This is a genomic window from Anaerolineales bacterium (genome assembly GCA_022866145.1).
In the GTDB taxonomy this organism is placed as follows: domain Bacteria; phylum Chloroflexota; class Anaerolineae; order Anaerolineales; family E44-bin32; genus PFL42.
This window is the reverse complement of the sequence record JALHUE010000327.1, coordinates 1-11,669: the sequence shown is the minus strand read 5'-3', so window position 1 is coordinate 11,669 and position 11,669 is coordinate 1. Positions and strand designations below refer to the sequence as shown.

The following is an 11,669-nucleotide window of genomic DNA, read 5'->3' as shown; positions in this document are numbered from 1 at the left end:
GGAGTTGTTCCGCGAGGAGTTGGCCGGAATCGGGCAAGGGGCAAACCCGCCTCGGGCGGCGCTGGCCGAGCTCACCCAGGCCCTGTATTTCCCCTCCGCCCTGGCAATCGGCGGCGGATCGGCGCGCAAGATGGTCGATGGAATGCTCGAGGCCATCCGCCAGGCCGGCTAGACCTGGCCGACGCCCGACGCATCCCGCACTGCCCGCAGCCAAGACACTGAGACCGCGCCGGGGTCTGGGTGGCTCCCAGACCCCGGCGGTTCCTTGTCCGGTTACGGACGGGCCTGCCTAGCGGTGGAGATTTCGACCGGCGATGAACGACAGCCCATGTTCGGTCAGCGCCCGAGCGGTCGCGTTCGTAGCGTCGATCTTGTCCATGAAGTTCAACCTCAAGGCGTCCCACTCGCCCGAAGCCACGATTTCCGACCGGTCTCGGAAGTAGTCGAGGATATCGGATGGATGCGCCCGAGTGGAATCGGTCTCTGGGTCGCCGCCCTCGTGTTTGGCGGAGATGTTGGCGACATGGTCGGCCAGCTGCACGAGCTCGGCCCGGCGGTTGTACGGCTGGCGGACGATGCTCTTCCAGGTCTCCGTGACGTGATGTTCGAAACGCACAACGTCCTCGAAACCCAGCTGTCGCCGGAATTGGGCCGTGATCTCCATCGCCTCGTTGTTGATCGAGTTGCTCCAGTTGAACCCGATCAGCGGGGAGGATCCATCCCTGCGGGCGAACAGCTTCGCCCCCAGTAGCGTCCACAGGGCGGCGTACGGGTTGTCGTTCCCCATGAAGACCGAGATCTTGAACTCGATGTCCACCCCCAAACGGTGCAGCATGTACCCTAGCAGAACGGTGCCGGGATTAATGTTGAGCACCTGGCGGACCCCGTAGTTGGTGTAGTAGTACAGGTACTCGTCGAGCCATGTCAGAGCGTGCTCGTTGGGCTGCCCGATCCCGCCGAAATAGCCGGTGAGGGTCTCCGGTCCGCCGAGATGCACGTTCGAGCCATCCGTTCCCTTGGTGTCGAGGGTGGCGACATAGCTGGCGCCGATGATCTGCATGGCGGCGGCGAACGCCGGCAGGTCGCCGTCGGCCTCCTGCTCCTTCATCTTGCGGACCTGGATGAAGCGGCCCGGGACCAAGTTGCTGGTCTCGAGGGCGCGCTCGGCGGCCCCGATCACCCACTCGAAGTACTGAGCCCCGCTGACTTCGAGGGTGACGGCGAACTGCTCCTTGTCGAAGGCGACGGCCGCAGCCCGATCGCCGAGGATCTTGCGGCGGAAGGCCTCGACGCTGATGAAGGCGCCGCGATCCCGCTGCAGCTTCAACCAGCGCAGAGGCTTCATGTTCTCCGGATGCTCATTTCGGACACGAGACAGCAGGACTGGCAGGCTGCCGGCCTTCTTGGCCTTGCGGTTGATCTCGCGTGGGCTGCCGTGCCGGGCGACCACGTCGAGGAAGTCCGTCACGACTCGGGTGTCCGGATCCAGCAGGAGAGCATTGATCTCGCTCAGGCGTCCAGCGGGGATCTTGAGCAGGCTGCGCAGGTCCGTTTCCATTCTTCCCTCCTCAAAGTGAGTTGCGCCCCCGTGAGGTGCACCTTGGGGCGAGCCGGCGGCCAGGCTACCGGAGCAGCCGCTGCAGCTCGTCGAATTCCTCGTCGGTCATGCCGAACCAGTTTTCCGGCTGCGGGAATTGCCGCTGGGTGACCTCGCGCACATACTGCTGCAGCCCCTGCAAGATCACCTGTCCGGCCTCGCCGAACACCTTCGCCATCTTCGGCTTGAAACGAGGGTACAGGCCGAACATATCGTGGTAGATCAGCAGCTGCCCGTGTGCGTGAGGGCCGGAACCGAGGCTGATGATAAAGCTGTCAGAGGCGCGCTCGGTGATCAGTTGACAGAGCCGGTCCGGCACCATCTCGAGCAGCGTGGCGAAGGCGCCAGCCTGTTCCAGCGCCTTGGCGTCGTCAGCGATCTTCTTCGCCTGCCGGGCGCCTTTGCCCTGCACCCGGAATCCGCCCAGGGCGCTGACGCTCTGTGGCGTCAGGCCGAGGTGGCCCATTGCCGGGATGCCCGCCCGCACGATGCCGGCGACGCGGTCCGCCATCTCGATGCCTCCCTCGAGCTTGATGGCGTCGCAGCCGGCCTCGGCCATGAAGCGGCCGGCGTTGCGAATGGCGGTCTCGACGCTGGGCTGGTAGCTCATGTAGGGCATGTCGCCGATGAGCCAGGCGTTGGGCGAGCCGCGCCGCACCGCCTGGGTGTGGCGGATCATATCTTCCATGGTGACCGGAAGTGTGCTCTCGTACCCAAGCATCGTCATGCCCAGGCTGTCGCCAACCAGGATGATGTCGATCCCGGCCTGCTCTTGCAGGTGGGCCGTCGGATAGTCATAGCAGGTGAGCATGGTGATCGGCTCACCCTTGGCGACCTTGCTGAAAAGCGCCGGCAAGGTGACTTTCTTGCGTTCGGACATGGATTTCCTCCACGCTGCGCGCCGGGCGGGTGTGGGGGAATAAGGTGCCCGGCGAACGGGGGACGACAGTAGTCTAGGGCAGGGGCTCGCCAAACGCAAGATGGCCGGGGTCCGCCGCCGTGGTTGGCGGATGCCGGACTACTTGTCCCCCAGGACCTGCGTTCCGACCGGATCGCCCAGCAGGGCTCGTTCGACCTCCCCCGGCTGCATCCCGGAGAAGATGCGCACCACGAGCCCCGGCACGGACCGGGCCATGCTCACGCCATGGCGCACCTTGTCGGCCATCCCCCCTGTGACATCGGTGGCGCTGGCGCCGCCAATCCCCTGTGTCTCAAGATCGTGGTCTGTGACCGTGGGCATCACCTCGGTTCCGCTCGGGTAGCCGCGCACCACGCCGGGCTCGACGCCCGCCAGCAGCAGATGGCTGGGGTGCAGTCGGAGGGCCAGGTAGGAGAACACGCGCTCGGTGGAGAGGATCGTCGATCCTCGGCCGAGGTCGAAGGCGACGTCACCGGCGACGACGGGCAGTAGACCTCGCTCGATGGCCAGACGCACGGTTTCGACCGCCAGCTGCTGGATCTCCCCGCCTTCGGCAATGGCGGACGCCGAGGGAGGGAAGGACATGGCCGGCAAGCCGGAGCCCAACAAGGCGTCGACGACCAGCCGGTTCAGCCGGTTGGCCACTCGCCACACCTCGGCGAACCCCAGCCACGCCTGAGGGGTCGAGGCGCCCTGGTGCGTTCCGTAGCGGGCAGACGCCACGTGGCCGAACGAGCCGGAGCCGTGGCCGAGGAGCAGCTGCATCTCCGGCCGCCTCGCTCTGGCGGAGGCGATCTCGTCCGCCAGGCGGTGCAGCACCGCCAGGCGGCAGACCTCAGGCTGCGACTTGTCGGTGATCAGCGATCCGCCGAGCTTAAGGAAGATCATGCTGGGACCTCGGTCTGAAGGATGCGGGCAGCGCCCGCCTGACGCAGGGCCTGCGTGACGGCGGCCGTGCTGGAGAGCGGGACCAGTGCGACGACGTTTCCGCCCATGCCGGCACCGGAGAGCTTGGCTCCCAAGGCGCCGGCCTCCTGAGCCGCGGCCACCAACTGGTCCAGGACTGGGGTGCTCACCCCGAGTGCCTGCAGCTGGGCATGGTTGGCACTCATGCACCCACCGAGGTCTTCAAGGTCGCCACTTTGCACAGCCAAGGCACCGCGCTCCACCAGCTGGTGGATGCTGTCGAAGGCCGACTGCGTCTGCCTCGGCGAGTGCTGCAGGCGGGCGCGCACGTGGGCGACGGCATGGCCGGTGGGAGAGGGGGTGCCGCTGTCAGCGATCAGAAGGGGCAGGCCGACTCCCGGTTGCAGACGCTGAACCGGAGCGCCAATTTGATACCGGATAGGTACGCCATAGGTAATCACGGTATTGTCGATGCCGGAGGGGGTGCCGTGGTGGATCTTGTCGACTTCGTACACAATCGCCGATTGCTCTTCGAGGGAGAGGGCCCGATTGGCATGGGCCGAGAGCGCACGAACGATGGCCAGGGTGATTGCCGCGCCAGACCCCAGGCCTGAGGCCACCGGGATTGTGGAGGTCAGGTGCAGGCGGGCCTGAGGGAGTGCGGGGAGCCCGAGAGCCTGCTGTGTCAGGCGCAAGGCCCGGGCGATGGCTGAGTCGGGGGCCAGTTCGTATAGCCAAACAGAGAGGCCGACATCCGGCGCTTCAACCCGCAGATCGGGCAGGGGCTCTCCGCCTGGGACTACCAGCTCAGCCCGGGCCCGAACCTGGTGAACTGGCGCCGCCAAGGCTGGGTGGCCGTGCACAACGGCGTGCTCGCCGAGCAGTATGATCTTCCCCGGCGCTTCCCCGATGCTCATGTCCCGAAGTACAGCACCGCCGCGGCGGAGAACCCCCAGAGCACGATCGTGGCCAGCAAAGGCCAGTCGCTCATCACCAGTTCGTCGGGTGCCCCGCCGGCCGATTGCACGTGGATCAACTGCAGGTAGCGGAAGATCCCGTACATCACGAAGGGGATGGTCAGCATCATGAAGTGATTGTCGGGCAGGTTCTCCGCCGAGAAGGTGTACAGCGAATAGGCCATGATGGCGCAGGCGCTCACGATCACGATCAACTGATCAAGGAAGGGCAGGGTGTACCCATCCAGCACCCGCCGGTGCTCATTGGCGCTGTCAGCCATCAGCACCATCTCGGCCCGGCGCTTGCCGAAGCCGATGAACAACGCCAGCAGCGTGGTGCAAATGTACAGCCAGGGCGAGAACCGCTCGACGGAGACCAGCACCACGCCGCCCGCCACCCGCAGCACGTAGCCCGAGGCTAGTACCATCACGTCGATGATCGGCACGTGCTTGAGCCGATAGGAATACAGCAGGTTGGTCAGGATGTAGATAGCCACAATCAGGGCAAAAGGCAGGCTGAGCAGCAGGCTGAGGCCGAGCGTCACCAGGAACAGGATCGTAGCGCTGACCTGAGCCACGCGCCTCGGGAGCGTGCCGGCGGCAATCGGCCGGAACCGCTTCTGCGGGTGCCGGCGGTCCGCCTCCAGGTCGGCGAGATCGTTAACCAGGTAGACCGCGCTCGAGGCCATGCACAGGAGCACGAAGCCCGCCAGCGTCGCCAGCAGGGCATCGCGCTGCGTCAGCTTCTGGTCGAACACCAGCGGGGCGAAGATGAAGGTGTTCTTGACCCACTGACGCGGGCGCATGCTTCGTAGCAAGGCTGACAGCATGGCGGGATAATAGCAGGAAGGGTAGGGCGGGGCAAGCCTCGCCCTGCGCAAGTTGCCGCGGGCGCAAGTAGAATCCTCGCATGGCCCTCAGGGAGCGTGCCGATATCCTATTGACCGAGAGCGGGCTGGCGGACAGCCGCAGCGCCGCGCAGCGGCTGATCATGGCCGGCCAGCTGCGTGCCGACGGACAACGTGTCCTGCGGCCATCGCAGCGACTCGACCGTGCGTGCCGGCTGACGCTTGACGCTCCTGCTCCATTCGTCTCTCGGGGCGGCGAGAAGCTGGCGGCGGCGTTGGGATGCCTGCCGATCGAGATCGGGCAGCGAACCTGCGCCGACATCGGCGCCTCCACCGGGGGGTTCACGGATTGCTTGCTCCAGGCCGGCGCCGCCCGAGTATACGCGGTCGATGTCGGCCAAGGTATCCTGCACTGGCGCCTGCGCAATGATCCCCGGGTGGTCGTCATGGAAGGCATCAACGCCCGGTACCTGGACCTGCTGCCCGAGCCGGTCGATTTGGTCACCCTGGATCTGTCCTTCATCTCGCTGCGGCTGGTCCTGCCGCGCTTGCCGGGCTGGATGCGCCCCGGCGGCGACGTCGTGGCGCTGGTCAAACCCCAGTTCGAGGTTGGCAAGCAGGCCGTTGGCCGTGGGGGCGTTGTCCGGGGAGAAGACGACCGCTTGCAGGCCTTGCTCTCGGTCGCCGAGGTTGCGGCGGCGCTGGGGATCTTCCCTCAGGCCGGACTGCGATCGCCCCTGCTTGGACCCAAGGGAAATGTTGAGTTCCTGCTGTGGGCAGTCCTGGGCGGACCACAGATCGACCTGCAGCTCGTGCTGGATGGGGTCCGCCTCGCTCCCCGCGAAGAGCAAACGGACGACTCAGGTATACTTCCTGCGGCGGGTGAAAGGCCTCCCGGCCCCTAGCGCCAAGCCACGACATGCACCTCACACACATCCGCAACTTCTGCATCATCGCCCATATCGATCATGGCAAATCCACGCTTGCCGACCGGCTGCTTCAGATCACCGGGACGATCTCCGATCGCGATATGACGGAGCAGGTGCTGGACAGCATGGACTTGGAGCGCGAGAAGGGCGTCACCATCAAGGCCTCGGCGGTCCGAATGGCCTACCAGGCGGGTGATGGCCAGGAGTACGAGCTCAACCTGATCGATACGCCCGGGCATGTCGACTTCGGTTACGAAGTCAGCCGGGCGCTGGCGGCCTGCGAAGGCGCGGTCCTTGTGGTGGACGCGACCCAGGGGATCGAGGCCCAGACTTTGGCCAATCTGTACCTGGCCATGGGGGCGGATCTAAGGATCCTGCCGGTGATCAATAAGATCGATCTAGCCTCAGCCAGGCCGGATGAGGTGGCGCAGGAGGTCGGGTCGCTGCTGGGCATGGCGCCGGAGGAGGTACTGCGTATCTCGGCCAAGCACGGCACCCACGTTCCGGAGCTGCTCGAAGCCATCGTGCACTCCGTCCCGCCCCCTGGGGGAAGCGCCGAGGCGCCGCTGCGGGCGTTGATCTTCGATTCGCATTACGACTCCTACAAGGGGGTCGTGGCCTATGTGCGCCTGGTGGACGGCCGGCTGACGACGACCGATGACCTGCGCCTGATGGCGACAGGTGTCCAGATGCGGCCGCTCGAGGTCGGGGTGTTCACGCCGGCCATGATGCCAACTGCGCAGCTGGAGGCCGGGGAGGTCGGCTACGTCGCCACCGGGCTGAAGACGGTGCGCGAGTGCCGGGTTGGGGATACGTTTACCTCGAGTGGCCGAATAGCGGCCGAGGCGCTGCCGGGCTACCTGCATCCGAAGCCGATGGTCTTTGCCGGCTTCTATCCGGTGGAGGGCGAAGACTACGGCAACCTCAAGGATGCGCTCGAGAAGCTCCAGCTCAACGATGCCTCCCTGGTATACGAACCCGAGACATCGCAGGCGCTGAACTTCGGGTTCCGCTGCGGATTCCTCGGGATGTTCCACATGGACATCATCCAGGAGCGGCTCGAGCGGGAGTACGAGCTGGACCTGATCGCCACCGCCCCCTCCGTCGAATACGAGGTCCTGATGCGCGACGGATCGACCCGCACCATCGACTCGCCTGCGGACCTGCCCGATCCCAGTCTGGTGGAAGAAGTCCGGGAGCCCTGGATGCGCATTCAGGTGTTCACCCCGGAGTCCTTCTACGGCTCCGTAATGGATCTGGCGACCAAGCGCAGGGCAATCTTCATCGAGCAGGAATACCCCGCTGCCGGTCGAGTTGTTCTGCATTTCGATATTCCCCTCGCCGAGCTGATCATCGATTTCTACGACCAGCTCAAATCACGCACCCGGGGCTACGCCTCCTTGGACTACCGGTTCGAGAGCTACCGCCCAGATGAGCTTGTCAAGCTGGAACTCCTGATCAACGAGGAGCCGGTGGATGCCCTGGCGATGGTGGTTCACCGCAAGGAGGCCTATCACAAGGGGCAATCGCTCGTCTCCAAGCTCAAGGAATTGATCCCGCGCCAGCTGTACCCTGTGCCGATCCAGGCCGTTAGCGATGGAAGAGTCATCTCGCGGGCCAACGTCAAGGCCTTGCGCAAGGACGTGCTGGCCAAGTGCTACGGCGGAGATGTCTCCCGCAAGAAGAAGCTGCTCGAGCGGCAGAAGCGCGGCAAGAAGCGCCTGAAGAAGATCGGCAGCGTTGAGATCCCGCAGGAAGCCTTCATGGCTGTGCTTCGCCTGGGGGACGAGTGAGGCTGGCCGCATCAGACGCCGTCCCGGCGCCCCCCATCCGGCTCGATCGAGTGGCCCCGGGGAGCGGGCGCGGCTTGTGATGGCACCGGCACGTGCCCGCCGCACGGGCACGATCGGGGTGCTCATCGGTGTGGCAGTCAGCGTCGTGGCGCTGGTTGCCGTGCTGCGCTGGGCGGGATGGGGGCCCGTGGTGGTCGCCCTGCAGCAGATGGAGCCCGGTTACCTCGGGCTGGCGGCCGCAGTTTTCCTATTGTCGATGCTCGCCCGGGCCGTGTCCTGGTGGCTGCTGCTCACCCGTTCCGTGAGCCTGGGACGTACCCTGGCCACCCTGAATGAAGGCTACCTGCTGAACAACCTTCTGCCCTGGCGTCTGGGTGAGCTCGGTCGGGCCGTGCTGCTCGGCCGCCAGCCAGGCATGTCCACCCTGCGCGTGCTTTCGACGATTGTGATCGAGCGTACCTATGATGTCATCCTGGGAACAACGTTGCTGGTGGCCATGCTCCCCGTCGTCCTGCGCCTCGGTTGGGCCTCGCGAGCGGCGCTGATCTGGGGGGGAGCCGTAGGCCTTGCGCTGCTGGTCCTGTGGCTTCTGGTCCACCACGCTAGCCGCATCGAAGGCTGGATCGGCCGCAAGTTCCCCAAACCTGCGTTGTGGCAGGCGCGCTGGCGCCGGGTGCATTCCGGCCTGGCTGCTCTCGAGAGCCCTTCATTGTTTCTCGGCAGCTTTGGCGCCATGGCTGTCAGCTGGATCCTGGCTGGGGTCGACTACTGGCTGGTGCTGCGCGCCTTCCACCCCTCGCCGGGCTGGCCGTGGGCCTATTTCATGCTGACGGCCACCGCCCTGGGAGGGGCCGTGCCGGCTGCACCGGGTTCCATTGGGGTCTTTGAGGCGGCAGCAGTGGCCGCCCTCGGCGCCTTCGCGGTCTCAGCGGGGACGGCCCTGGCGGCGGCCCTGGTCTTGCACGCCATGGTGTACGCCATCACCGTCAGCATCGGGGCGGTGGCCCTGATCCGGGACGGCGACACCCTGCAAGGGCTGTACCAGGATGTCGTCGGGTGGCTGAGCCGCCGCGAACAAGTCGAGGCGCCTTGATGCGAATCCTCAACGCGCTCTACTACTACCGGCCGCATTTCTCCGGGCTGACGGTGTACACCGAGCGGCTGGCGATGGCGCTGGCGGCGCAGGGCCACACCGTAACCGTCTTGACGTCACGCTATTCTCCGACGCTCGCAATCGAGGAATCCCTGGACGGCGTACTCGTCCGGCGGGTCCGTGTCCTGTCAACGGTGAGCAAAGGCCCGATCATGCCTTCCTTCCTGCTACACGGATTCCGCCTTCTCCGCTGCCACGACATCCTACAACTGCACGTTCCGCAGCTGGACGCCGCCCCCCTGGCGCTGCTGGGCCGCCTGCTCAAGAAGCCCGTTGTCGTCACCTACCACTGCGATTTGAGCCTTCCCTCTTCACTCCTGAACCAGGTGGCCAACCGGATGTCGCATCTGGCCAATGCCCTGACCCTGTCGCTGGCGCAGGCCGTGGTCACCAATACCCGGGACTACGCCGAGAGCTCTGCGTCGCTGCGCCGCGTGCTCCACAAGCTCGAGGTCATCCCGCCCCCGGCCGTGGTGGCCCCGGTGGAAGACGCCCGAGTCCGTGGCCTGCGCCAACGGTATGGCGTGGGCGAGAAGGACCGGGTGATCGGCATGGCCGCTCGCCTGGCGACGGAAAAGGGGGCAGAGGTCCTGGCGCAGGCGATGCCGTATGTGCTGCAGGTCTACCCTACGGCTCGCGTGCTGTATGTCGGGCAATACCAGGACGTGATGGGGGAAGCCGACTATCTGGCCCGCCTGCGGCCCCTGCTAGACGCCCTCGGCGACCGCTGGTCGTTCTTGGGGGTGCTGGGCCCGGAGGATCTGGCCGCCTTCTACGCGCTGTGCGATCTCACCGTCCTGCCCAGCCTGAACAGCACCGAGAGCTTCGGCATGGTGCAGGTCGAGTCAATGCTGTGCGGCACGCCGGTTGTGGCAAGTGATCTGCCCGGCGTCCGGCAGCCTGTGCAGCTATCTGGGATGGGCCTGCTTGTCCCGCCGCGAGATCCGCAGGGTCTGGCGGCCGCAATCAACGATGTGCTGAGCCGTCCCGAGAGGTACCGCAAGGACGGTTGTGCGTGGTGCCAGCAACTATCCCCGGCTGCTGTCGCCTCAGCCTATGATCGGCTATATGCCCGCTTGTTGGCGGGATCAGGCTAGCCTCAGGCCATGCCCAGGGATTTCATCTGGCCGCACCTCCGCGCTCTGCCGTACTTCCGATCGATGCTGCGGGCGGTGGAAGCCGAGTTCTACCAGGGCAGCGACCTGCCGAGCCCGGTCCTGGACGTCGGGGCGGGCGACGGTCATTTCGCATCTGTGGTGCTGCCGCGAGCCGTCGATGTGGGAGCGGATCCGCATCTTCCCTCCTTGCGAGAGGCCCGCAGCCGCGGCTGCTACCGCCTGTTGGTGGCGTCTGACGGCCACAGGCTGCCCTTCGAGGACTCGAGCTTTGCCAGCGCGTTCAGCAATTCGGTGCTCGAGCACATCCCCGGCGTCGAGGGCGTCCTCAAGGAAGTCGGGCGAGTACTGCGACCGGGGGCGCCCTTCCTATTTACCGTGCCCAATCACTCCTTTCCATCCTCCTTGAGCATCTCAGGGCATCTGCGTCGATGGCGCCTGCACGGCCTGGCCCGGAGCTACGAGGACGGCTTCGTACGGATCTCCCGCCACCACAACCTGTTTGACGAACAGGGCTGGGGTGAGCGTCTGGAGGATGCCGGGCTGCAGGTCGTCCGGACCTTCCGCTATTTCGGGCCTCGCTCGCTGCATGCGATGGAATGGGGTCACTATTTCGGCGCCCCCTGTCTGCTTGCACGGCTGATCGCCGGCCGCTGGATCCTGGCGCCCTACCGCTGGAACCTGTGGTTGACGGATAGAATTGTCCGGCGGTACCATGACCCGTCGCCCCGTCCTGACGGGACCTATAGCTGCTACCTGGCGCGCAAGCGATGACACTGCCGAGCGGTCACAACCCAAACCCTCCTCCCGACCCCGGCCGCGAGGCGACGGTCCTGGACGGGTTCAAGGCTCTGTTGCATGGCCATCGGCTGAGCATCCCGGACGAGCACGTGCAGGCCTGGGTGCCGAAGGCCGAGGCGACGCCCGGCGACGGGCCTGAGCCCGCGGGGACCTCGGGCTCGTTCCGCCTGCGCGGCGCATACTTGCGCTTTCCAGCGGCCTTCCTGCTGGCGTTGGTCGCCCAGACCGGCCTCGAGCGGCGGACCGAGCCGTTGGGGGCCTGGGTGATGCTCTACGCCGTGGCCGCAGTTCTGATCGCCTGGGCGTTCTGGGCGGGCGATGCATCTTGGATCGTCCCGGGGACCTCTTCGGCCCTGGGGAGGCCGCTCTCCGTCCGCCCGACATACCTGCTCACCGCCTTCCTGCTGACCGGCCTGACCTTCCTGACCTCCGCCGACAATTTGTTCCGGACTTCCACGGTTGTCCTATGGGTCGGGGCGATGGTGAGCGGGATGGTCGCGTTCTGGGATGGCGAGATCCAGTTGCGGGCCGGGTTGCGCCAAGCAGCCCGCTGGCTGCGCTCGCCACGGGTTCACATCCATGTCGGGGCCTGGGGCGTGGCGGCGGCCGGCGCCATTGCCCTTACGCTGTTCTTTCGGTTTGCCTACCTGCG

General features: G+C 66.0%; 11 protein-coding genes. 6 read left to right on the top strand and 5 right to left on the bottom strand.

Annotated elements, in window-relative coordinates:
* Nucleotides 1-289: 289 nt before the first annotated feature.
* The 5 genes from MUO23_10200 to MUO23_10180 all read right to left on the bottom strand — a co-directional run bounded on the left by MUO23_10200 (nucleotide 290) and on the right by MUO23_10180 (nucleotide 5,208).
* Nucleotides 290-1,558, bottom strand: coding sequence for a hypothetical protein (locus MUO23_10200; protein MCJ7513324.1), 1,269 nt, complete (start codon nucleotides 1,556-1,558; stop codon nucleotides 290-292).
* A 64-nt stretch (nucleotides 1,559-1,622) separates the two neighbouring features.
* Entirely contained in the window at nucleotides 1,623-2,477 is an 855-nt protein-coding gene (panB, locus tag MUO23_10195; protein MCJ7513323.1) for a 3-methyl-2-oxobutanoate hydroxymethyltransferase, read from the bottom strand.
* Nucleotides 2,478-2,615: 138 nt separating this feature from the next.
* Nucleotides 2,616-3,404, bottom strand: coding sequence for an isopentenyl phosphate kinase (locus tag MUO23_10190; GenBank protein ID MCJ7513322.1), 789 nt, complete (start codon nucleotides 3,402-3,404; stop codon nucleotides 2,616-2,618).
* A complete protein-coding gene (gene mvk / locus MUO23_10185; protein ID MCJ7513321.1) occupies nucleotides 3,401-4,339 on the bottom strand; it encodes a mevalonate kinase in 939 nt (312 codons plus the stop codon). The genes MUO23_10190 and mvk overlap by 4 nt, the downstream gene beginning before the upstream one ends.
* The gene (locus MUO23_10180) at nucleotides 4,336-5,208 is read right to left on the bottom strand and encodes a decaprenyl-phosphate phosphoribosyltransferase (protein MCJ7513320.1); all 873 of its coding nucleotides are present in this window, start codon (nucleotides 5,206-5,208) and stop codon (nucleotides 4,336-4,338) included. The genes mvk and MUO23_10180 overlap by 4 nt, the downstream gene beginning before the upstream one ends.
* Nucleotides 5,209-5,288: 80 nt before the next feature.
* Here MUO23_10180 and MUO23_10175 point away from each other — a divergent pair, with 80 nt between their 5' ends.
* The 6 genes from MUO23_10175 to MUO23_10150 all read left to right on the top strand — a co-directional run.
* Entirely contained in the window at nucleotides 5,289-6,131 is an 843-nt protein-coding gene (locus tag MUO23_10175; GenBank protein MCJ7513319.1) for a TlyA family RNA methyltransferase, read from the top strand.
* Between the two features lie 14 nt (nucleotides 6,132-6,145).
* Nucleotides 6,146-7,948, top strand: a complete 1,803-nt coding sequence (gene lepA / locus MUO23_10170) for a translation elongation factor 4 (protein ID MCJ7513318.1) — start codon at nucleotides 6,146-6,148, stop codon at nucleotides 7,946-7,948.
* Between the two features lie 79 nt (nucleotides 7,949-8,027).
* Nucleotides 8,028-9,041, top strand: a complete 1,014-nt coding sequence (locus tag MUO23_10165; protein MCJ7513317.1) for a flippase-like domain-containing protein — start codon at nucleotides 8,028-8,030, stop codon at nucleotides 9,039-9,041.
* Nucleotides 9,041-10,198 (top strand): glycosyltransferase family 4 protein, encoded by a 1,158-nt coding sequence (locus tag MUO23_10160; protein MCJ7513316.1) that lies wholly within the window; start codon nucleotides 9,041-9,043, stop codon nucleotides 10,196-10,198. The genes MUO23_10165 and MUO23_10160 overlap by 1 nt, the downstream gene beginning before the upstream one ends.
* Before the next feature lie 9 nt (nucleotides 10,199-10,207).
* On the top strand, nucleotides 10,208-10,990 hold the full coding sequence (locus tag MUO23_10155; GenBank protein ID MCJ7513315.1) for a class I SAM-dependent methyltransferase: 783 nt from the start codon (nucleotides 10,208-10,210) through the stop codon (nucleotides 10,988-10,990).
* On the top strand, nucleotides 10,987-11,669 hold a 683-nt coding region (locus MUO23_10150; GenBank protein ID MCJ7513314.1), incomplete at its 3' end, for a hypothetical protein. The genes MUO23_10155 and MUO23_10150, both read left to right, overlap by 4 nt.